The sequence below is a fragment of the Sphingopyxis sp. C-1 genome (assembly GCF_001047015.1).
GTDB lineage: Bacteria > Pseudomonadota > Alphaproteobacteria > Sphingomonadales > Sphingomonadaceae > Sphingopyxis.
Window position 1 is genome coordinate 1961420 of sequence record NZ_BBRO01000001.1, and the last position, 22187, is coordinate 1983606.

At 63.8% G+C, this 22187-nt stretch carries 21 protein-coding genes; 9 read left to right on the plus strand and 12 right to left on the minus strand.

From position 1 onward, the window contains the following. Positions 1 to 2 precede the first annotated feature (2 nt). The 5 genes from SC1_RS09115 to murI form a co-directional block, all read right to left on the minus strand. Entirely contained in the window at positions 3 to 1256 is a 1254-nt protein-coding gene (locus tag SC1_RS09115; RefSeq protein ID WP_062180347.1) for a YceI family protein, read from the minus strand. Between the two features lie 96 nt (positions 1257 to 1352). Then, entirely contained in the window at positions 1353 to 1523 is a 171-nt protein-coding gene (locus SC1_RS22160; protein ID WP_193749139.1) for a hypothetical protein, read from the minus strand. Next, entirely contained in the window at positions 1520 to 2209 is a 690-nt protein-coding gene (locus SC1_RS09120; protein ID WP_062180349.1) for a nitroreductase family protein, read from the minus strand. The genes SC1_RS22160 and SC1_RS09120 overlap by 4 nt, the downstream gene beginning before the upstream one ends. Next, positions 2206 to 3426 (minus strand): 5-aminolevulinate synthase, encoded by a 1221-nt coding sequence (hemA, locus tag SC1_RS09125; protein WP_062180351.1) that lies wholly within the window; start codon positions 3424 to 3426, stop codon positions 2206 to 2208. The genes SC1_RS09120 and hemA overlap by 4 nt, the downstream gene beginning before the upstream one ends. A gap of 137 nt (positions 3427 to 3563) precedes the next feature. Next, positions 3564 to 4370, minus strand: a complete 807-nt coding sequence (gene murI / locus SC1_RS09130; protein ID WP_062180354.1) for a glutamate racemase — start codon at positions 4368 to 4370, stop codon at positions 3564 to 3566. Positions 4371 to 4505: 135 nt separating this feature from the next. Here murI and plsY point away from each other — a divergent pair, with 135 nt between their 5' ends. Then, positions 4506 to 5126 carry a glycerol-3-phosphate 1-O-acyltransferase PlsY gene (gene plsY, locus SC1_RS09135; protein WP_062180358.1) on the plus strand — a complete coding sequence of 207 codons (621 nt, stop codon included), beginning with the start codon at positions 4506 to 4508 and terminating at the stop codon, positions 5124 to 5126. Continuing rightward, positions 5123 to 6208, plus strand: coding sequence for a DNA-processing protein DprA (gene dprA, locus SC1_RS09140; protein ID WP_062180361.1), 1086 nt, complete (start codon positions 5123 to 5125; stop codon positions 6206 to 6208). Before plsY ends, dprA begins: the two co-directional genes overlap by 4 nt. Before the next feature lie 93 nt (positions 6209 to 6301). Here the strand turns inward: dprA and SC1_RS22395 are convergent, their stop codons facing one another. Beyond that, positions 6302 to 6508, minus strand: a complete 207-nt coding sequence (locus tag SC1_RS22395; RefSeq protein WP_238586637.1) for a hypothetical protein — start codon at positions 6506 to 6508, stop codon at positions 6302 to 6304. Between the two features lie 103 nt (positions 6509 to 6611). Between SC1_RS22395 and SC1_RS09145 the strand changes: the two genes are divergently transcribed. The 3 genes from SC1_RS09145 (at position 6612) to SC1_RS09155 (ending at position 11788) form a co-directional block, all read left to right on the plus strand. Next, positions 6612 to 7946 carry a vWA domain-containing protein gene (locus SC1_RS09145; protein WP_238586638.1) on the plus strand — a complete coding sequence of 445 codons (1335 nt, stop codon included), beginning with the start codon at positions 6612 to 6614 and terminating at the stop codon, positions 7944 to 7946. 84 nt (positions 7947 to 8030) lie between these two features. Beyond that, complete coding sequence (gene topA, locus SC1_RS09150; protein WP_062180366.1) at positions 8031 to 10595, plus strand: type I DNA topoisomerase; 2565 nt, start codon at positions 8031 to 8033, stop codon at positions 10593 to 10595. A gap of 68 nt (positions 10596 to 10663) precedes the next feature. Then, complete coding sequence (locus SC1_RS09155) at positions 10664 to 11788, plus strand: lipase family protein (protein ID WP_062180369.1); 1125 nt, start codon at positions 10664 to 10666, stop codon at positions 11786 to 11788. 3 nt (positions 11789 to 11791) lie between these two features. Here the strand turns inward: SC1_RS09155 and SC1_RS09160 are convergent, their stop codons facing one another. The 4 genes from SC1_RS09160 to lepB are packed head-to-tail and all read right to left on the minus strand — an operon-like array spanning position 11792 to position 14644. After that, positions 11792 to 12232, minus strand: coding sequence for a hypothetical protein (locus tag SC1_RS09160; RefSeq protein ID WP_062180372.1), 441 nt, complete (start codon positions 12230 to 12232; stop codon positions 11792 to 11794). Positions 12233 to 12258: 26 nt separating this feature from the next. After that, entirely contained in the window at positions 12259 to 13152 is an 894-nt protein-coding gene (gene era / locus SC1_RS09165) for a GTPase Era (RefSeq protein ID WP_062180375.1), read from the minus strand. Then, positions 13149 to 13829, minus strand: coding sequence for a ribonuclease III (rnc, locus tag SC1_RS09170; protein WP_083435911.1), 681 nt, complete (start codon positions 13827 to 13829; stop codon positions 13149 to 13151). The genes era and rnc overlap by 4 nt, the downstream gene beginning before the upstream one ends. Further along, positions 13826 to 14644 (minus strand): signal peptidase I, encoded by an 819-nt coding sequence (gene lepB / locus SC1_RS09175; RefSeq protein WP_062183876.1) that lies wholly within the window; start codon positions 14642 to 14644, stop codon positions 13826 to 13828. Before lepB ends, rnc begins: the two co-directional genes overlap by 4 nt. 198 nt (positions 14645 to 14842) lie before the next feature. Between lepB and pgi the strand changes: the two genes are divergently transcribed. The 3 genes from pgi (at position 14843) to SC1_RS09190 (ending at position 18879) form a co-directional block, all read left to right on the plus strand. Next, positions 14843 to 16348, plus strand: coding sequence for a glucose-6-phosphate isomerase (pgi, locus tag SC1_RS09180; RefSeq protein ID WP_062183879.1), 1506 nt, complete (start codon positions 14843 to 14845; stop codon positions 16346 to 16348). A gap of 106 nt (positions 16349 to 16454) precedes the next feature. After that, positions 16455 to 17801, plus strand: coding sequence for a glutathione-disulfide reductase (gene gor / locus SC1_RS09185; RefSeq protein WP_062180385.1), 1347 nt, complete (start codon positions 16455 to 16457; stop codon positions 17799 to 17801). Between the two features lie 61 nt (positions 17802 to 17862). Continuing rightward, positions 17863 to 18879 carry an NAD-dependent epimerase/dehydratase family protein gene (locus SC1_RS09190; RefSeq protein ID WP_062180388.1) on the plus strand — a complete coding sequence of 339 codons (1017 nt, stop codon included), beginning with the start codon at positions 17863 to 17865 and terminating at the stop codon, positions 18877 to 18879. A 39-nt stretch (positions 18880 to 18918) separates the two neighbouring features. Here SC1_RS09190 and SC1_RS09195 read toward each other — a convergent pair whose 3' ends face one another. After that, on the minus strand, positions 18919 to 19704 hold the full coding sequence (locus tag SC1_RS09195) for an SDR family NAD(P)-dependent oxidoreductase (protein WP_062180391.1): 786 nt from the start codon (positions 19702 to 19704) through the stop codon (positions 18919 to 18921). A 111-nt stretch (positions 19705 to 19815) separates the two neighbouring features. On the opposite strand from SC1_RS09195, the gene SC1_RS09200 reads away from it, so the two are divergent. Beyond that, on the plus strand, positions 19816 to 20712 hold the full coding sequence (locus SC1_RS09200) for a LysR family transcriptional regulator (protein WP_062180394.1): 897 nt from the start codon (positions 19816 to 19818) through the stop codon (positions 20710 to 20712). On the opposite strand, the gene SC1_RS09205 is transcribed toward SC1_RS09200, so the two are convergent. Continuing rightward, positions 20709 to 22127 carry a helix-turn-helix transcriptional regulator gene (locus tag SC1_RS09205; RefSeq protein WP_062180397.1) on the minus strand — a complete coding sequence of 473 codons (1419 nt, stop codon included), beginning with the start codon at positions 22125 to 22127 and terminating at the stop codon, positions 20709 to 20711. The two genes, SC1_RS09200 and SC1_RS09205, sit on opposite strands and share 4 nt — an antisense overlap. Positions 22128 to 22187 lie beyond the last annotated feature (60 nt).

Sequence of the window (22187 nt, forward strand, 5' to 3'; positions counted from 1 at the left end):
GATCAGGACGCCGGACGTGTGGCGTTGAAGGAAAAGATGATATCCACGGCAGCGGCGATCGCGTCGGTCGCCGCCCATTCGCCCTGACCGACGCCGAAGGCTGTACGGTCGATGCGCGCGGTTCCGGCAACGTGCGCACGGTCGCCCTCGATGCGCAAGGTAAAGCGCAGCGTTGCGGGCTTGCTGGTGCCGCGTAGGTCGAGCGTGCCGCGTGCCTCATATTTGTCGCCGCCAAGATGGCGGATATCGCGCGCGGCGAAGACTGCGCTCGGATGCGCGCCGACGTCGAAGAAATCGCTGCTCTTCAGCGAATCGTCGCGCTGTCCGTCGCCCGTGTCGGCCGACCCGAGATCGACCGTCACGCGAATTGTCGAATTCGCCAGCTCGTCAGGGCTGAAACGGATCGCGGCGCGCCAGCGACCGAAGCGGCCGTCGATCGCTTCGCCATTCCAGCGTGCCGTGAAGCCCAGCCGTCCGCCCGATGCGACCGTCCAGTCGGCGAGCGGCTGCTTCGTATCTTCAGCCACCGCTTCTTCGGCCGCCTGAGCTTCGGGTGCTTCGGCCGAAAGGGCGGGCGTGGTAGTCGCTGCCGAGATCGGCGTGACCGGTGCCGCCGGCCGCTGTTTCGTGGTTGCCTGCTTCTTGTCCGGATAGATTGAATTGCCTGCAGTGAAAGCACCGGCAACCAGCGCGATCGCACCGATCGCCGCACCGACGGCCTTGCCGCGCGCGAAGGGGATCATCCGCTGTAGTTCGGGTTTGCCGAGCAGCCATTGGTGGCGAAGCGCGCCGGTAATATGCAGTGCGAACAGGCCGATCGCGAGCCACGCCATCGCGCCGTGGATCGACTCCGCCGGCTCATGCCAGCTTCGGCCAACAGGCAAGTGCGGCCATGGAATGAGGCCGTATAGCAGCGTGGGGACCTGAACCCGCGCGGTCGAAACGAGAAGCCAGCCCGTGAGCGGCCCGAGGATCATCGCGAGATAAAAAAGCCAGTGCACCGTACTGGCGAGCGCGCGCGTCCATGCCGGGCCGTCGGACGCGGGCGGGCGCGGTGTGAACAGGCGAGCCGCGAGACGTGCAAGGCTGAGCAACAGGATCGTGATGCCGACCGATTTGTGGAGTTGGTACCGTGCGAACAATTCGGGGCTGTTGTTCCCCTCAAGCGCCCAGCCGAGCGCGATCTGGAATGCCAGCAACAGAGCGATGAGCCAGTGGAGCGTGATGGCGGTATAGCTATAACGCTGTGTTGGCATGACAATCTTTCGAGACCGGGGAGGGGATTCGTCGTTCACCTTATCGATGCACATCGAGCTTGTCGAAGGCGGTTGAAATGCACCTTCTGCGAAAAGCTATGCAACGATACGTAGCAACGAGCCCGCAGCGAGACCAATCGCGATTGCGAGGACTGCAAGAAAGATCGCGCGGAGCCAGAAATGCTTGCGCAGTCCGTAATCGAGTTTTCCTGCGGCGAAGAAATCTACCACCGCACCGATCGCGTGGAAAATGACCTCACCAATCAATCCTCGAAACCCACGAACCTTACCGCCTCGTCGACGCTCTTACGGTTCGATACCACCGCATTGGCCGGGAAATCGGCATCGGGCCAGCCCATCGCGACGCAGATCATGATGACCTGGTCGTCGGGGATGCGCGCATGTTCGCGCACGACGGGGCTTTGCATGATCCCCTGACTGTTGATCACACAGCCGAGCCCGCGCGACCAGGCGGCGTTAACCAGCGCATTGGTAACGGCGCCGCAGTCGAAGGGCGCAATGTCGCTGCCGAGCAGCACGCGATCATAGGTGACGACGATGCTGACCGGCGCATCGAACTGGCGAAAGCCGCGCAGCACCCAGTCCTGCCGCGCATCCCTGTCGTCACGCGCGATGCCCATCGCGCCGAATAGCTGTTTCGCGATCTCGATCTGACGCGCGCGATGGTCGTCGGCGATGCCGTCGAAGCGGCGAAATTCGCGGCTGTCGGGCTTGCCCGCAAGGATGCCGTCAGTGTTGCCCTGCCGGATCGCCGCGAGCGGTTCCCCGGTAACGACCGAGAAATTCCAGCACTGGTTGTTGAACGACGAGGGCGCGCGCATTGCGACTTCGAGGATCTCGGCGATCAGCGCCTTCGGTACAGGCTTGTCGAGAAAGCCGCGGATCGAGCGGCGCCCGACCACGACGTCGTCGTAACGGGGTGCAGTCGTCACGCGGCCTTCTGGAGTTGCAGTTCGAGCCGGTCCCAGATTTCGACCAGCGCTTCGGTGAGTTCGCGCATCATCGCCTCGTCATGCGCCGGGCCGGGCGTGAAGCGCAAGCGTTCGGTGCCGCGCGGCACGGTCGGGAAATTGATCGGCTGCACATAGACGCCATATTCGGCGAGCAGGATATCGCTGATCTTCTTCGCTCGCACCGGATCGCCGACCATCAGCGGGACGATATGCGTCGTCGAATCCATGACCGGGAGGCCCGCGTCGCGGAAGCTCTGCTTGAGGTAAGCCGCGGCTTCCTGTTGCGCGTCGCGTTCGACGCTCGACGCCTTAAGGTGGCGCACGCTTGCGAGCACGCCCGCGACGAGCACCGGCGACAGGCTGGTCGTGAAGATAAAGCCCGGCGCATAGCTGCGGATCACGTCGATAATATTCTTGTCGGCGGCGATATAGCCACCCATCACGCCGAACGCCTTGCCCAGCGTACCTTCGATGATCGTGACCCGGTCGGCCGCTTCGTCGCGGTCGGTAATGCCGCCGCCGCGCGGGCCGTACATGCCGACGGCATGGACTTCGTCGCAATAGGTGAGCGCGTTATATTTGTCGGCAAGGTCGCAGATCGCATGGATCGGGGCAACGTCGCCATCCATGGAATAGACGCTTTCGAACGCGATCAGCTTCGCCGCGTCGGGATCGTCGGCGGCGAGCAGTTCCTCGAGATGCGCGAGGTCGTTATGCCGCCACACGCGCTTTTCGCAGCCCGAGTTGCGGATGCCCGCGATCATCGACGCGTGGTTGAGTTCGTCCGAATAGATGATGCAGTTCGGCAGCAGTTTGCCGAGCGTGCCGAGCGTCGCTTCGTTCGAGATATACCCCGAGGTGAAGAGCAGTGCTCCATCCTTGCCGTGGAGGTCGGCGAGTTCATGTTCGAGATCGATATGATAATGGGTGTTGCCGCCAATATTGCGCGTCCCGCCCGAACCGGCACCCACGTCGTGCAGCGCGCCTTCCATCGCTTCGATGACTTTCGGATGCTGGCCCATCGCGAGATAGTCGTTCGAGCACCACACCGTGATCGGCTTCGGCCCGTTGTGGCCCGCGAAGCATCGTGCGTTCGGAAAAGCACCGCGATTGCGCAGGATATCGATGAAGACGCGATAGCGTCCTTCTTCGTGCAGCCGGTCGATCGCGCGTGCGAAAATATCGTTGTAGTTCACGTCTCAGCCCCGCAGTCAGGTGCTAGTGCAGCTCTTGAGCCGCTCCCTCCGGCGGCTATTAACACGCGGGCCAATAACGCCGAATCTGGCTGAAATCCAGTGCGAACGATTCGCAACTTATGGGACAAATTGTCCTATCAGATCGTCTCGAGCGACCCGATGCCATAGGGCGAGAGCGCGGCGAGCGGCGGCGGCGGGCGGTCGTTGCTGCGCGTGAAGACTGCGATGCCGGGCGTTGCCGCGTCGGGCCAATCCTGCCCTTCGGTCAGATGGGCGATGCGACGCGCGATGCCTTCGGCGCCGTCGATCAGCGCGACGTCTGGGCCCGCGATCGCCTGCAATTCCGTCTTGAGCAATGGAAAATGGGTGCAGGCAAGCACGATGACGTCCATCGCGTCGCCCCCCGGTTGCTCGCGCAGGCCCGCAATCGCGCGCGCGATGACTGCGGGATCGACTGCATCGCCGCGCAACTTCGCTTCCGCGCCGGTGACAAGACCCGGGCTCCCGTGCCGAAGGACGGTCTTGCCGCCCGCAAACCTGGCGCTCAAATCATCGACATAGGGCTGGCGCACCGTCGCCTCGGTGCCCAGAACGCCGATCACACCGCTATTGGTCATTTCCGCTGCGGGCTTGATCGCCGGAACCGTGCCGACGATCGGCAGGTCGAGCGCGGCCCGAACATGTCCCAAGGCGATCGTCGAGGCTGTGTTGCATGCGATGACCGCAAGGCGCGGCTGATAGCGCTCGACGAGCCGGCCGAGCAGCGCGGGGACGCGCGCCGCGAGTTCTTCGTCGCTCTTCTTGCCATAGGGCAGGCCGGCATAATCGGCAGCGTAGACGATCCGTGCCGTCGGCAGCAATGCGCGCGTCGGCCCGAGAACCGTCAGCCCGCCAAGGCCGCTGTCGAAGAAGAGGATCGGCGCATCGGGAGCAGGCATGGTCATGCGCCCCGCCTAGCAGCGACCCGGGGGGCACTCAATGGGGCGGCGAGTTCGTCCGCTTTGGTTGCCAATCTTGCCGAATCCATTGATTGATTCGGGTAACGGCGCCACATTGCTTCAAAGCGAGCGGGGAACGTCATGAGTTTATATTTGCTGATTGCTGCGGGTTACCTTTTGGGGTCGATCCCGTTCGGCGTGATCCTCACGCGACTGTTCGGTGCGGGCGACCTGCGCCAGATCGGATCAGGCAATATCGGCGCGACCAATGTGCTACGCACGGGGCGCAAAGGGCTCGCGGCGGCGACGCTGATCCTCGACGGTGCAAAGGGCGCGGTGGCGGTGTTGCTCGCGCGCCATTTCGTTCCCGAACTCGGCGAACATGCCGCGATGATAGCGGGTGCTGCCGCGATGATCGGTCATTGCTATCCCGTGTGGCTGAAGTTCCGGGGCGGGAAAGGGGTCGCGACGCTGCTGGGCCTTGCACTTGCGCTCGCCTGGCCGATCGGACTTATTTTCGCCATCGTGTGGCTCGCGGCAGTCTTGTTGCTCCGCATATCCTCGCTCGGCGGGATGCTCGGCGCGGTGTCGGCACCGATCGCCGCGCTCGCCTTAGGTTATCCCATCTACGCCATCGGGCTCGCGGGTCTCGCGGTCATCGTGCTGTGGCGGCACCGAGAGAATATCGCGCGGCTGCGCGCCGGGACCGAGCCGCGTATCGGCAGAAGCAAGGACGCCGACAAAGGAGCCGGGCGCGCGTGACCCACTCCGAGCGGCTGGCGCGGCTCCGGCTGATTCGCACGCCGCACGTCGGGCCGGTCAGCTGGCACCAGTTGATGTTGCGCTTTGGTTCGGGCGAGGCGGCGCTCGACGCACTTCCCAATCTCGTACTGCGCGGTGGGGCAGGGAAGGCGCGCATCGCCTCCCTTGATGTTGCCGAGCGCGAGGTCGAGCGTGTGGCGGCGCTTGGCGCGCGGCATATTTTCAGCGACGAGGATGATTATTCGCCGATGCTGCGTGAGGTAGAGGGGGCGCCGCCGGTTGTTGTCGTGCGCGGCGATGCGTCCATGCTGCGGCGTCCATGCGTCGCGATCGTCGGCGCGCGCAACGCGTCGGCGGTCGCCTGCCGCTACGCGCGCCAACTCGCGGCGGACCTCGCCGCCCGCGATGTCACGGTTGTCAGCGGCCTTGCGCGTGGTGTCGACACCGCCGCGCATATCGGCGCGCTCGGGGGCTCGACGGCGGGCGTGATCGCGAGCGGAATCGACATCGCCTTTCCGCCCGAAAACGCCGCGCTGCAGGAAAAGATCGCGAGCGACCAGTTGTTGATCGCCGAACAGCCGCCGGGGACCGAACCACTCGCGCGCCACTTCCCGACGCGCAATCGCATCATCGCCGGGATCGCGCACGGCACGGTCGTGATCGAGGCGGCGCCGCGGTCAGGATCGCTGATCACCGCACGGCGTGCCGGCGACTATGGGCGCGAGGTGATGGCGGTTCCAGGCTCGCCGCTGGACCCGCGCGCGCAGGGCTGCAATCTGCTGATCCGCGAGGGCGCGACGCTCATTCAGACAGTCGACGATGTCCTCGAAGCGGTCGGGCCGATCGACGTGCGGATGGTGCGCGAGCCCGTGCAACGCTACGCCGCCGCTCCTGCGCCAGCGGAGGCGTGCGAAGGCGGGCGCCGGTCGCTGATTGACTTGCTGGGGCCGACGCCGGTCGCGGTCGATGAACTGGTGCGTCAATCGGGACAGGACGCGTCTACGGTGCAACTGATTTTGCTCGAACTCGAGTTGGCAGGCCGTGTCGAGCGCCATGCCGGCGGGAAGATTTCGCTGATGTGATTGGCTGCACTGCTGGCTAACCCTTGACAATCTAACGCCTCATCGCGGTTCAGCCACAGTTCAGCGGCCGAGCCACAGGCTAATGATATTGTATCACATGGTGGGGAGTTTGTTGATGCGAAGCCGGTTTCTGACAAGCGTGACTATGGTTGCCGTACTGGCCGCAGCGCCCGCACCAATACCGCTCGCGATGGCGCATTCGCGGCCTTCTCCTGACCAGGGCTTCTGCCGCAACGCCGCGCCCTTGCCCCAGCTCGATCCAGAGATGCAGCCCCAGCCGCAGCCGTTGAATGGCAGCATCAAGACGCGGGGGAGCGAGAAACGTGATCGCGAAGAGGCAATGGCCGTCGAGCCCGCCCCTCCGCCGCCACCACCACCTCCGCCGCCGCCGCCCCCTCCGCCAATGGCTCCGCCGCCCCCATCCTATTCCGACGATGCTGCCGAGGTGGTGGTATCTCGATCGCGAGCGGGCGCTGGTTCCAGCTATTCCGCCGCTGAGGCGCTCCCGCCGCCGCCCGCTTCGGCCGCGCCGACCCCGGGCTCGTCTTCGGATTTCGCACGCGTCAGCCCTGGCATCGTCCCTCCGCGTTCCTATCCACGGCCGCAGCCGCAACCCCAATCGGGCATATTGACCGCGGGCGAGCATGACGACCTGCTCAACCCCGAGCTCTACGTCGCCTACGTCAATCGCAGCGGCGATCTGGGGCAGGAAGTCCGCAACCTGCCGCGGGTCGATACCACGCGCGTCGTGACGGTGAAGGTCAATGACCGCAGCGGCCAGCCGATCCCCTTCGCCGACGTCGTGGTGACGTGCAGCGACGGCAACAGCATCACCATGGCGACGCAGGCCGACGGCAGCGCGGTCTTTTTCCCCGGGCTCGACCGGCTGAGCGAACGAATCACCGTTTCGGCGCGAAAGGCCGGGCGCAACATCGCCGACGCACGACCGGTTCTGGTCGCCAATGCCGCAGGCGGGCAGGTCGTCGGCCTGACCGCGAACCAGGCGGCGACGAAAGCGACCAAGCTCGACCTGATGCTGGTCGTCGACACGACGGGCAGCATGGGCGACGAGATCAACTATTTACAGGCCGAACTCCGCTCTATCATCGGCGCGATTACGGCGAAGCACCGCGATCTCGATATCCGGATCGGCTTTGTCTTCTACCGCGACCTTGGCGATGATTATGTCACGCGCACGGTTGCCTTCGATCGCGACATTGGGCGCGTGCAGGGCGCGCTGGCGCGGCAGGATGCGAACGGTGGTGGCGACTATCCCGAGGCGATGGATCAGGCGATGATCCGCGCGGTCGGGCAGGACTGGCGTCCCGACGCGGTGAAGTCCTTGCTGCTCGTCGCCGACGCGCCGCCGCACGACGACAAGTTCGGCAGGACTTGGGCTGCTGCGGAGGCTGCGCGCGCCAAGCGCATTCATATCACGCCGGTCGCCGCCTCGGGCGTCGCTGACAAGGCCGAATATGCGATGCGCGCGATGGCGGCAGCGACGCAGTCGCGCTATCTGTTCCTGACCGACGACAGCGGCGTCGGCGATCCGCACGCGCCGCCGGCGATCGACTGCTATCTTGTGACCAAGCTCGATGCGCTCGTCCGCCGTGTGATCGACAGCCAGATCAGCGGCCGCCGCGTCGAGCCTGACGACCAGGAAATCATCCGCAGTGTCGGCAAATATGACGCCGGCAAATGCATCCTGCCCGCCGATTTCAAATGGCAGGATGGATAAGAAAAAATCCAGCTTGACGGAATCAAGCTATCCCCGCCACCCTCGCGCGTACATGTGAGAGCCGGTGACGGGGATAGTTTTTTAATGCAATTGGTAATTGTGGAATCGCCCGCAAAGGCGAAAACGATCGAGAAATATCTCGGTCGCGATTTCAAGGTTCTGGCCAGCTATGGCCATGTTCGCGACTTGCCGCCCAAGGACGGCTCGGTCGATCCTGACGACGGCTTTGCGATGCAGTGGCAGTTGTATCCCGACAAAACGAAGCGGATGAAGGAAATTCAGGACGCCGCGAAGGGCGCCGATCGACTGATTCTCGCGACTGACCCTGATCGCGAGGGCGAGGCGATTAGCTGGCATGTGCAGGAGTTGTTGCGCAGCAAGAAGGCGCTGCCGGCGTTGGTCGATCGCGTCACCTTCAACGCAATCACCAAGCAGGCCGTGACCGATGCGATGGCGCATCCGCGCGAGCTCGACACCGATTTGATCGACGCCTACCGGGCGCGCCGCGCGCTCGACTATCTCGTCGGCTTCACCCTGTCGCCGGTGCTGTGGCGCAAACTGCCCGGAGCAAAATCGGCCGGCCGCGTCCAGTCGGTCGCGCTGCGGCTGGTGGTCGAGCGCGAGCGCGAGATCGAGGCTTTTGTTGCGCAGCAATATTGGTCGGTGACCGGCCTGTTCGAGATGGGCGGTACGCCGTTCAAGGCGCGGCTTTCGCGCTGGCGCGGCGACAAGATCGAGCGCCTCTCGATCACGAACGAGGCCGACGCGCGCGCCGCCGAAGCTGATGTGAAGGCGGGCCATTTCACTGTCGATGCGGTCGAGACCAAGCCGCTGACGCGCAATCCGCCGCCGCCGTTCACGACCTCGACGCTGCAACAGGAAGCCGCGCGCAAGCTCGGCTTCTCCGCAAGCCACACGATGCGCGTGGCGCAGGCGCTCTACGAGGATGGCGCGATCACCTATATGCGTACCGACGGCGTTCAGATGGATGGAAGCGCGATCAGCGCGGCCCGCAAAGCCATCGCGACGCGCTACGACGGTGGCTATGTCCCCGACCAGCCGCGCCAGTATCAGACCAAGGCAAAGAATGCGCAGGAAGCGCATGAGGCGATCCGCCCGACCGACTTTTCGAAGGACAAGGCAGGCAGCGGCGATCATGGCCGCCTCTACGAGCTGATCTGGAAGCGTGCGCTCGCGAGCCAGATGGCGTCGGCGCGGCTCGAACGCACCAGCGTCGATCTGTCCGACGGCACCGGCAAGACGGTGATGCGCGCGACGGGACAGGTGGTGAAATTCCCTGGATTCCTTGCACTCTACGACGAAAGCCGCGACGATGCTGGCGACGACGAGGATGCGCGCCTGTTGCCGGCGATGGCAAAGGGCGATGCGCCGGCGAAAACCGGCGTCGAGGTCGAAAGCCACGAGACACAGCCGCCGCCGCGCTATTCCGAAGCGAGCCTCGTCAAGAAGATGGAGGAACTCGGCATTGGGCGTCCGTCGACCTATGCCTCGATCCTGCAGGTGCTCAAGGACCGCGCTTATGTGACGGTCGAGAAGAACCGCTTCATCCCAGAGGAGAGCGGGCGGCTGCTGACGGCGTTCCTCGAACGCTTCTTCGAACGTTATGTCGGCTATGATTTCACCGCCGGGCTCGAGGAAGAACTCGACGACGTGTCGGGCGGTCGTGCACAATGGCAGGCGGTGCTTGAGCGCTTCTGGCGCGATTTCAAACCGCGCACCGGCGAAGTGATGGAGCAGAAGCCGTCGGAGATCACCGCGGCGCTCGACGAATTCCTCGGCCCCTATCTCTTCCCGGACAAGGGCGACGGCAGCGACCCGCGCCTCTGCCCCAATTGCGGCACCGGGCGCCTCGCGCTGCGCGGCGGCAAGTTCGGGCCGTTTATCGCGTGCAGCAACTATCCCGACTGCAAATTCACCCGGAAGTTTGCGCAGCCAGGCGGTAGCGACGGTGCGGATACCGGTCCCGAGACGATGGGAAATGATCCCGACAGCGGGCTGGAGGTGACGAAGCGCAGCGGGCGCTTTGGCCCGTATATCCAGCTCGGTGACGGCAAGGAGGCGAAGCGGTCGTCGATCCCGAAGGATATTCCGGGCGAGGATTTCGACCTTGATTATGCACTGCGACTGCTGAGCCTGCCGCGCGAGGTCGGGGTGCATCCCGAAAGCGGCAAGACGATCATGGCAGGGCTGGGGCGTTATGGCCCCTATCTGCTCCACGACGGCAAATATGCGAAACTGACGGGCACCGCCGAAATCTTCGATATCGGCATGAACGCCGCGGTCGTGCGCATCGCCGAAGCTGCTGCGGGCGGCGGGCGCGGACGGACCAAGGCCGAGCCGCTCAATACCTTCGGCCCACATCCGACAAGCGGCGGCGAGATGAAGCTGATGGAAGGGCGATTCGGTCCTTACGTCACCGATGGCACGACCAATGCAACCCTGCCCAAGACAGCAGATCCGGCGACGCTGACGCTGGAAGAAGCGATCGCGTTGATCGACGCGCGCGCGGCGAAGGGGCCGGCGAAGGGCAAGAAAAAGGCGGCACCGAAGAAAGCTGCGGCTAAGAAGCCCGCGGCCAAGAAAACGGCTGCAAAGAAAGCTCCGGCCAAAAAGGCGGCGGCGGAATAACTGTCTCGACCGGCGGCGTTTGCGCCGCTGCCAAGGCATGATAGGGTGGCGCATCCGGGAGACTGTCCATGCGCCACCTGCTCGCCGCCTTCCTGCTTTCCATTCTGTCCATATTTTCCTTACCCGCCGCCGCTCAACAGGCGGGGCGCCTGATATCGGCCGACCCGATGCAGGATACGCCAGCGGGCGTGCAGGCCTGGCGCGTGCAATATTGGACGACGAACGGCAATGGTCAGCGCCTCGCGGTAACGGGCATCGTTGCGGCCCCGATGGAAGCGATGCCGTCGCGTCCGCGCCGCGTTATCGCCTGGACCCACGGCGCATGGGGCGTCGCCGAAAAATGCGCGCCCTCGCTCAGTCCGAACTTCTTCGCGGCGACCGCCGGAATGGATGCCGTCCGCAGCGGTTATGTTGTGGTCGCGCCCGACTATATCGGCCTCGCAAGCTCTACGATGCACCCTTTTCTCGTTGGTCAGGATACTGCCAATGCGGTTCTCGACGCGGTGCGCGCGGCGCGCGAAATCCCGGGCGCCGCTGCGGGCGCCGACTTCGCGGTATGGGGTGAATCGCAAGGCGCCCATGCGGCGCTTTGGACCGCGATAGCCGCGCGCTCACATGCGCCCGACTTGCGGCTCGTGGCCACTGCTGCAGCGGCGCCCCCGACCGATCTGGCGGCCAATCTGCGCGAGGGCAGCGACAAGAATGCGCGCGCACTTCTCCTATCCTTTACGCTGCATAGCTGGTCGACGCTCTATGGCTTCTCGATGGACGGCATAGCCAACCGCACGAACCAGGGCATCATCCACCGACTGGCGGAGAATAACTGCATCAGCCTGGAAAAGAAGCCGAAGTTCGGCATGATCCTCGGCGTCCTGACCATTGTTCGCGCCACGAAGAACAAGGACATCGCCAAAATCGAACCATGGGGAAGCTTCGCCCGCGCCAACAGCGTCGATCCGGCACGCGTGCCGGGACCTCTGCTGATCGCGCAAAGCAGCAAGGACACGATCATCGCCCCCGCCGTCACCCGCAAATTTGCGAAATCCGTCTGCCGCCGCGGTACGGCGCTGCGCTGGATCGAGATGACGGGCGGTCATGTCGATGCCGCGCGCGACAGCGCGCAGGAAACGATCGGCTGGATCACGGCGCGCTTCGACGGGAACGCGCCGCCGAATGACTGTCGGAGGATTTAGCGACTAGCGGAAGGTATCTGGATCGACATACCGCTTTTTGGTCAGCCAATCCGACGCATCGGGCCGAAATAGGAAAAAGATAGCAAGCGCGGTCAGCGCGCTCGACGCGAGGCTGAAAATCCATGAGACGCCGCCGGGCATGGCGGGATCATTAATCGTCGCGAGTGCCGAAATAATGCCAAGGCCCATTAGCACGACGTAGACCCATCGCGTTACATTGCTAGCCTTGCGCGCAATAAGATACCAGAAGAGGAACTGGCACGCCAAGCTGATGCACCAGATTGAGATCAGAAACCCGCTGCCAAAGCCCATCGCAGCAATCGACGGCTCGCGCTCATAGGCCGCAAGCACCTGATTCCAGCTCAAAATCCCACCTAGCAGGCCAACCGCGAAAGAAGCCCAGAAAGCCCTTTCGAAGGCGATGATCGATTTCGGACGTTCCATATATTCTCCCGCAAGTACCCGCAGGCTCAATCGACCCAGTCGAGCCCCATGTCGCGATAGACGCCGCGGTCCTCGTCCCAATTCGCCTTGACCTTCACATGCAGGAACAGGTGAACCTTGCGTCCCAGCAGTTCGGTCAGTTCGGCGCGCGACTTGCTGCCGATTTCCTTGATGCGCTCGCCCTTGTGGCCCAGGATGATTGCGCGCTGGTTGTCGCGTGCGACAAGGATCTGCTGGTGGATTTCGGCACTTCCGTCGGGGCGCGTCGTGAACTTCTCGGTCTCGACCGTCGACTGATAAGGCAGTTCCTCGTGGAGCTGGCGGTAAAGCTGTTCGCGCGTGATCTCGGCGGCTAGCATGCGTTCGGGCGCGTCGCTGACCTCATCTTCGGGAAAGTGCCAAGGCCCTTCGGGCATCAGCTTCGACAGTGTCGTCTTGAGTTCGGGAACCCCGTCGCCGGTGCTGGCTGAGATGAAGAAGGTTTCGTCGAATTTGACGCGCTCATTGAGCTGGGTCGCGATCGTTAGCAGCTTGTCCTTCTTGGTCAGGTCAACCTTGTTGAGCACAAGAAACTTCTTCTCGGGCCGCCCCTCGATTCCCTGCAGCACGCGCTCCGCACGTTCGCCGAGCTTGGCGGCGGCGTCGATCATGACCAGGATCGCCTCGGCCTGATCGAGGCTGTTCCACGCCGCCGCGACCATCGCGCGGTCGAGCCGGCGGGTGGGGGCAAAGATGCCCGGCGTATCGATCAGAACGATCTGTGTCTCGCCGTCCATAGCGACGCCCATCAACCGTGTGCGCGTCGTTTGCGCCTTTGGGCTGACGATCGCGACCTTCTGGCCGACGAGTGCGTTGACGATGGTCGATTTTCCCGCGTTGGGCGCGCCGACGACGGCGACAAAACCGCAATGCTGGGTCATAATTTCATTCCTTCGAGTTCGGCGAGCAACGCCGCCGCCGCCGCCTTTTCGGCAGCTTGTTTCGATGCACCTTCGGCTTCAGCACGGGCGAGCTTGCCGATGCTCACCGCGATACGAAAGCGCGGCGCGTGGTCGGGGCCTTCGCGTGAGACGATTTCATACTCGGGCGGGCGGCGTTTGCGTGCGAGCGCCCATTCCTGAAGCGCCGCCTTCGGATGTTTCGGCGCCGCCTGCTGCCCGTCGATCATTTCGTTCCAATGGGTCAGGATGAACTGCCGCGCCGCATCAGCACCTTTGTCGAGATAGAGTGCGCCGATCAGGGCTTCCATCGCGTCGGCAGCAATATTGTCGCTGTATCGCCCGCCGTCGTTACGTGCCTGCGCGCCGAAGCGGATCAGTGCGGTCAGATCGAGCTTGCGCGCCACCGCAGCGCACGTCGCGCCCGCCGCGAGCACGTGCAGCCGCGACGACATCTCGCCTTCGCTTGCGGTGGGGAAGCGCGTGTAGAGTTCAGACGCAATCACGAGCCCCAGGACACGGTCGCCCAGAAACTCGAGCCGTTGATAGTCGGCGCGCCCGGTGCTGCCGTGCGTCAGCGCCAGATCATAGAGCGCCGGATCGCCCGGAGCGTCGCCGATGATGCTGGCGAGCGCCCCGGTGTCGAGGGGATCGTTCAAAAACCGTCCCCGATCCGTTCCCAGCGCGCGGCGGTGAACCAACTGATCGGGTTTAGCCAACTCGCCGATCCATCGGTCGAGAACATGCCGACGAGGGCGTGGCCGACGAGATTTTCCTCGGGCACGAGGCCGATGCCCTGATTCTCCATCGCGGGGAACCGACTGTCGGCGCTGCGGTCGCGGTTGTCGCCCATCAGGAACAAATGGCCCTCGGGAACGACGACGAGCGGAGTATTGTCTTCCGGGATCGTCGTGATGTCGAGGATGTTATAGCTTTTTCCGCCGGGCAGCGTTTCTCTGAACTGCTTGTAGCGGCACTGGCGTTGGCCGTCGGCGGCGATTTCCTCAAACTCGGGCGAATAGCAGGGCAGGGTGCCCGTCGCGCGCGATGCCTCGATCATGTTCGGGGTCACGGGGATCACGAAATCGGGCATTGCTTCGCGCTGGACGGGCTTACCGTTCAGCCAGACGATGCCGTCCTTCACCTGCACGCTGTCGCCGGGCAGGCCGATGACGCGCTTGATATAATCATTGTCGGCGACCGGCGGCGCCTTGAAAACGACCACGTCGCCTCGTTCGGGGGTGCGCGCGAAAATGCGGCCCGGGATCAGCGGGACACTGAACGGCAGGCTATATTTCGAATAACCATAGGCCATCTTGTTGACGAGCAGATAGTCGCCGATGAGCAGTCGTGGCTGCATCGATTCCGAAGGAATATTGAAGGGCGACAGGAAAAAGCTGCGGAAAATCAGCACTGCGATCGCGAGCAGCGCGAGGAAGCGGACAGTGTCGACCGCCTCTTCCTTGGCCGACACCGGTGCCGGGGTCGGCGTGGGCGGCACGGGCCCGGTTGGGGGCGTCACATCGGCGGTAAAGCTGGCATTGGTCATCTCGCGGCATTGGCGATGAATAGGTTGCCACGTCAAGCAAATATCGGCGGACGACACTGGCGCGCGGCTGGCGGCAGGCTTAGAGAAAGTCGGCGATTCACTCCCCCGTTGAGGACAATGACGATGACAACCGCCCCCGATGCCTGGCAGGCCCTCTCCGACTGGCAGCCGCAGAAGCTGATCGATCTGGTCGCCGCCGACCCTGAAGCGCGGCTGCAGGCGCTGGTGCGCAGCGTCGCCGACATTCGTTTCGACTTCGCCAAGACCCATCTCGACACCTCGGCGATCGCGATCCTGTCCGGCCTTGCGGAAGCGCAGGATTTCGCCGGTCGTCGCAAAACGCTCTTCTCGGGCGGGATCGCGAACCCGACGGAGGATCGTGCTGCCGAACATAGCGCCGAGCGCGGGGATGGGGCTCCCGAGTCGGTTCATGCCGCCCAGGCGCTCCATCAGCGGATGCGGATGATGATCGACGCGATCGAGGCCGGCGCGTTCGGCGAGATCCGCCACCTGCTCCACATCGGCATCGGCGGGTCGGCGCTCGGCCCGGATCTGCTTATCGACGCGCTCGGCCGTCACAGCGATCGTTATGATGTCGCGGTGGTGTCGAACGTCGATGGCGCTGCGCTCGACGAAGCCTTCGCCAAGTTCAGTCCCGAGCATACGCTCGTTGCCGTGGCTTCGAAGACTTTCACCACGACCGAAACCCTGCTCAACGCCAATTCGGCGCTGCAGTGGCTCGACGAAGCGGGCGTTGTCGATCCGGTCGGGCGATTTATCGCGCTGACCGCGAAGCCCGAGCGCGCGATGGAATGGGGCATCGATGAAACGCGCATACTGCCGTTCAACGAAAGTGTTGGCGGCCGCTATTCGCTATGGTCGTCGATCGGTTTTCCCGCCGCGCTCGCGCTCGGCTGGGACGCCTTTGCCGATCTGTTGGAAGGCGCGGCCGAGATGGACCGCCATTTCCGCCTCGCCGACGGCGCGGACAATATCTGCCTGCTCGCCGCCTTCGCCGACCAGATTTACGCCAACCGCCTCGCGTGCCAGACGCGCGCAGTCTTTGCTTATGACGAGCGGCTTCGTCTGCTGCCGTCCTATCTGCAGCAGCTCGAAATGGAATCGAACGGCAAATCGGTGACGTTTGACGGCCAGCCGCTGGCGCAGCAGACCGCGCCGATCACCTGGGGCGGCGTCGGCACCGACGCACAGCATGCAGTGTTCCAGTTGCTCCATCAGGGGACGCACCTGACCCCGGTCGAGTTCGTCGTCGCACGCGAGCCCGACCATCTGCTCGATGATGCGCATCATGAAACGCTCGTCGCCAATTGCATCGCACAGGGCGCCGCGCTGATGACGGGCCGCGCGAGCGAGGATGGCGCGCGCAATTATCCCGGGAACCGCCCGTCGACGACAATCCTGCTCGACCAGGTGACGCCGCGCAGCCTCGGCGCGCTGATCGCCTTTTACGAGCATCGTGTCTTCGCCAACGCCGTGCTGCTCGGGATCAACCCGTTCGACCAGTTCGGGGTCGAGCTGGGCAAGGAAATGGCGAAGGGCCTCGCCGAAGGGACCGTCGAATTCGACGCGGCGACGCGTGCGCTGATGCAGGCGGCGCTCGGCGACTGAGTGCGCGTCGCTGTCACTGACCGTAAATTTCGATTGGCAAGCTGCGCCCGTGTAACCACATAGGCGCCCGGCACGAATGCCTGCCTGTCCAATTCAGGGGTAATCCATGAGCGATTTCGACTATGACCTGTTTGTCATCGGCGCCGGTTCGGGCGGTGTGCGGGCTTCACGCATCGCGGCCTCGCACGGCGCTCGCGTTGCGGTGGCGGAGGAATATCGGGTCGGCGGCACCTGCGTGATCCGGGGCTGTGTGCCTAAGAAACTGCTCGTTTACGGCGCCCATTTTGCCGAGGACATCCACGACGCGCGCAAGTTCGGTTGGGACGTGCCTGAGTGCAAGTTCAACTGGCCCGTGCTGCGCGACAATGTGCTCGCGGAGGTCGACCGGCTCGAGGGGCTATACGGCCAGACGCTCGACAACCATAAAGTCACCGTCCTCAAGACGCGTGCGACCGTCATCGGCCCCCAGAAGATACGCCTCGCCGACGGGACCGAGCTTACCGCCGAACGCATCCTGATCGCGACCGGCGGCTGGCCGCACGTCCCTGAATTCCCGGGCAGTGAACATGCGATCACCTCGAACGAAGTCTTCCATCTCGAAACGCTGCCAAAGCGCGTCGTGATCGCGGGTGGCGGCTATATCGCCAACGAATTCGCTGGCATCTTCAACGAATTCGGCAGCAAGGTGACGATCGTCAATCGCGGCGACACGATCCTGCGCGGTTACGACGAGCAGATCCGCGACCGGCTGCTCCAGATTTCGATGACCAAGGGCATCGATTTCAAGTTTAATGCGCCGTTCCAGTCGATCGAAAAGAATGAAGACGGTTCGTTGACTGTCCATCTCGAAGGTTGTGATCCGATCCATGCCGATGCGGTGCTCGTTGCCGCGGGCCGCGTGCCGAACAGCAAGGGCATCGGGCTTGAAGAGGTCGGGGTCGAACTCGACAAGGACGGCGCGATCAAGGTTGACGAAACAAGCCAGTCGTCAGTGCCGAGCATCTATGCGGTTGGCGACGTCACCAACCGCATACAATTGACTCCCGTCGCGATCCGTGAGGGGCAGGCGTTTGCGGACTCGGTGTTCGGGGGCAAGCCGACCGTCGTCGACTACGCCAATGTCCCAAGTGCCGTGTTCAGCCATCCGCCGATCGGCGCGGTCGGGATGACTGAGGCTGAGGCGCGCAACAAGCTTGGTTCGATCCGCGTTTACACTAGCGATTTCCGGGCGATGAAGAATGTCCTCGCGGGCCGCAACGAGCGCGCGCTGTATAAAATGATCGTGAATGCCGCGACGGATCAGGTCGTCGGGCTGCACATGATTGGCCCCGACGCGCCAGAAATCCTGCAGGCGGCCGCCATCGCGGTGAAGGCGGGGCTGACGAAGGCCGATTTCGACGCGACGGTCGCGTTGCACCCGAGCATGGCCGAGGAACTGGTACTCCTCAAATAAGGTTTCGGCCTGCAACCCGCATGCGCTATCTTCCTTGCATTAGGCGTGAGAGGAGGGGTGCATGGCGGGAACGGCATTGGTCACCGGGGGCAGCGGCTATATCGCGGGCTTCCTGATCCGGCAGCTGATCGACAATGGCTGGATGGTGCATACCACCGTCCGCAACCTGAAACGCGAACCTGAAGTCCGCGCCTGGCTGGGCGTCGATAACGACCGGCTCGCTTTCTTCGCCGCCGACCTGGAACACGACGCGGGTTGGGCCGAAGCGATCGTCGGCTGCAGCCACGTCGCGCATGTTGCGTCACCCTTTCCGCTCGGCGTTCCCAAACACGCAGACGAGTTGGTGGTCCCCGCGCGCGAAGGCGCGCTTCGCGCGCTGCGGTTCGCGCGTGCGGCGGGAGTCAGGCGCTTCGTCCTCACCTCGTCGATGGCGGCGATAGCCTACGGCCATGGCAAGTCGCGCGACATTTACAACGAAGCCGACTGGACGAACCTCGATAATCCGGAGGTCATGCCCTATCCGCGCTCGAAAACCATAGCTGAGCGAGCGGCGCGCGACTGGGTTGCGGCCGAGGGCGGCGATATGGAGTTCGCTTCGGTCAACCCCGCCGCGGTGTTTGGACCGTTGCTGTCCGACGACCTCTCGACCTCGATCGAGCTGGTGAAGCAATTGCTCGAGGGCAAGGTACCAATGTGCCCCGACATCGGTTTCGGGATCATCGACGTCCGCGATGTCGCGGATCTCCATTATCGCGCACTGACCGCGCCGAGCATAAGCGATGAACGTTATGTCTGCTCGGGGCCGTTCCTGAAGATGATCGATGTCGCCAATATCCTGACCGCAAAACTTGGCGACAAGGCGAGGAAGGTGCCAACACGCAAGATGCCCGACTGGCTGCTCAAGCTGTTCGCGCTGGTGCGGCCCGAACTTAAACAGCTCGTCGCCGAACTCGGTAACGTCCGCGGCGGCGACAGCAGCCATGCAATGCAGACGCTCGGCTGGACGATGCGCCCACCCGAAGAGGCGATCCTCGCGACGGCGCATAGCCTGATCGAGCGCGGGATCGTGAAGGTATAGCCTGATTCCCCTCCCGCAAGCGGGAGGGGAGGCGAAGCTTTATGCAATCGTCGGGACGATCCCACCCTCGGCGCGGATGGCCGCGCCGTTGGTGACCGCCGCGAGCGGGCTTGCCAGGTAGGTGACCATTGCGCCGATCTCGTCGGCCTCGATCAGGCGGCGGATCAGCGACAGCGGGCGCAGTTCCTCGAAGAACGCCTTTTCGCGCTCGGCTTCGGGCGCGTCGGGGTTCGACACGACCGAGCGGATGAAATCGGTGATGCCTTCCGAGCGCGTCGGTCCCGGCAGCACGCTGTTGACGGTAACTCCCGTTCCCTTGGTCTGCTCGGCAAGCCCGCGTGCGATGGTGAGCTGTGCCGTCTTGGTCATGCCGTAATGGATCATCTCGGCGGGCGGCAGCAGGCCGCTTTCGCTCGCGATGAAGATCACCCGGCCCCAGTTTTTATCGAGCATCTTGGGGAAGTAATGCCGCGACAGGCGTGCGCCGCTTACGACATTGACCTCGAAGATATTGTGCCAGTCCGCATCGCTGATCTCCGCAAAAGGCTTGGCTTCATAAATGCCCAGATTGTTGACGAGGATATCGACCGCGGGAACAGCAGCGATCAGTGCCTCGGCACCTTCAGCGGTAGCGGGATCGGCAAGGACGGCGCGGATGGTGCCCGACTGGGCCAGTTCGGCGGCTGCCTCGTCCAGCTTTTGCTGGTTGCGGCCGGTGATAACGACATCGACGCCTTCTTCGGCGAGGCGCTTGGCGATCGCAAAACCGATGCCAGCGGTCGATCCGGTGACGAGGGCAGTCTTGCCTTTGAGTTTAAGGTCCATGAACGGTCTCCTTCCTTGGTTCTAGTAGATGAGCCGAAGATAGCGCGCCGACCGATTGTTGATTAGAATGCGCTTCGTCACTTTAGTGATGATATAAAATCAGGAATGACAATGGATAACCGGTTTGGCGATATCGAAACCTTTCTGGCGGTGGCGAATGGCGGCAGCCTCGCGTCCGCGGCAAAGGTGCTGCGTCTTACGCCCTCCGCCGTCAGTCGCAGCATAGCACGACTTGAGCAACGCCTCGGTGTCACATTGATGCGCCGGACGACCCGCTCGCTCGCGCTGACGTCGGAAGGCTCCGCCTATCGCGACCGGATGAGCGTGCTGCTGGCTGATATCGCGACGGTTGAGGCGGGGCTGGGGCAAGAAGGGCAGGGTCCGCGCGGGCTGCTCCGCATCAACGCTTCACCGTCGATCGGCACCATGGGCTTGTTGCCGATCCTGCCTCGCTTCACAGCGCGGTATCCGGAAGTCACCGTCGATCTCACACTATCCGATGCGATCGTAGATCTTGTCGAGGATCGCGCCGACATCGCGATCCGTATCGGCCCGCTGCGTGACACCCGGTTGCACGCGAAGAAGCTCGGTCATAGCCGTATGGTCCTGGTCGCGAGCCCCGATTATCTCGCGCGGCGCGGAACGCCGCAAGCACCTGACGATCTCGAAGCGCATGACTGCCTGCGCTTCAGTTTCCGCCGCTCGGTTGACAGTTGGCCCTTTCTCATTGGCGGCAAAATCGTCCAACGCCCCGTCCATGGCAGCTTCTTTGGCAATTCGGGCGAGGTCGTGCGCCAGATGGCAGTCGCGGGCGGCGGCATCGCCCGGCATGGGCGCTTTCACGTGGCACAGGATCTTGCGGCGGGCCGCCTCGTCGAAGTGCTGCCCGATTTCAATCCCAAGGACGGCGAGGATATTCATGCGCTTTACGCCGCCGAGGATCGGGCGGCAGCGCGTATCCGCGCCTTTCTCGACTTTCTCGACGAGGAACTGGTGATCGAACGCTAGCCGATCCGGTACGGCACGACGTCGCGCCGGTCGGGATCGACCAGGATCGGGCGGTCGCTTGGTGGGAAGGCGCGCTGGTCGCAATCGTCGCGCGGGCAGATGCGGCAGGAGAGGCCAATCCGTGTCGCCGCCTGCGGCGCCGCGACATCGACCCCGTCGGCATAGACGAAATCGCCTGCATATTGCGCCTCGCAGCCCAGCGCGACGGCGTATCGACGCGGGCTGCGCGCATAGCTGCCCGACGGTTTTACGAGCCCCTTCGCCATCGACACATAGCGCAGGCCATCGGGCGTCTCGGCTAGCTGGAACAGGATGCGGTCCGGGATCGCAGCCGCTTCATGTACGATCCACAGCGGACATGCACCGCCGAAACGCGCGAATTGGAGCCGCGTCGCCGAGTGCCGCTTGGTAATGTTGCCTGCCATATCGACGCGGCAGAAGAACATCGGGATACCCCGCGCGCCGGGGCGCTGAAGCGTCGAAAGACGATGGCAGGCCTGCTCGAAGCTGACCCCATATTGCATCCGTAGCCTGTCGATGTCGTGCCGTACGGCGCGCGCGCTGGCGCGGAACGGCGCATAGGGCATCAGCACTGCGCCGGCGGCATAGTTGGCAAGCCCGACGTGGAGCAATTGGCGCGCCGCCGCAGTGCGCAGGGGCGATGCTTCGACCACCGCCGCAATTTCTCTCGCAAGCGCGAGCGCGGCAAGTTGGTGCGCGAGTTGGAAGCGCCGGCTTTCGGCGGGCTGCGATGGATCGATCACCAGATGCCGCATCGTCGCATCGAAATCGCGCAGCGCCTGCGTCTGGTTATAGACGATCGAGATGCCGAGCGCGTCGCGTAGCCTCCGTTCGATTGTTTCGATTGCAGGCGAGGGCTCCTTACCCCTCAGCTGCCCGGCCAATGTCTCAGCCGCGCGGTCGATACTGTCGACGTAGTTCCCCGCGTCGTGAAACCAGTCGCGCACCTCTTCCCACGGTAGGCGGCTGCCCTCGGCGGTGCCGCCAGTCAGTGCCTCGTCGATGATCTGGAGCCGCTGCCCCGCGCGGCGGTAAGCCGCATGAAGCGCGACGAACTGGTCGGCGAGTTGCGGTTGCTGGAGCGCGGCACGTTCGAGCTGTTCGGGCGCAAGGGGTGACGCCGCGAAAAGCGGGTCAGCCGCAGCTTCGCGAAGGGCGCCTGCACGGCGGTCGCCCGCGTCCGCTGCGACTTCTTCCCATTCGAGCGGAAACAGTTTTTGCAACCGATCGAGCAAAGCGGGCGTCAGCGGGCGATCGTCATGCTCGATCTGGCTGAGATAAGAGGCCGAGATGCCGAGCCGCGTCGCGAAATCGGCCTGACGGATGGCGCGGGTTTCCCGAAGTTGACGAAGTTGTCGCCCAGCGTAGAGACGGGTTGGCTGCATGGCGCTCATGCTACTTTGCAAATATGCACTTTGCAACTTTGCAAATTCGCATTTGCATCGGGACGCCAG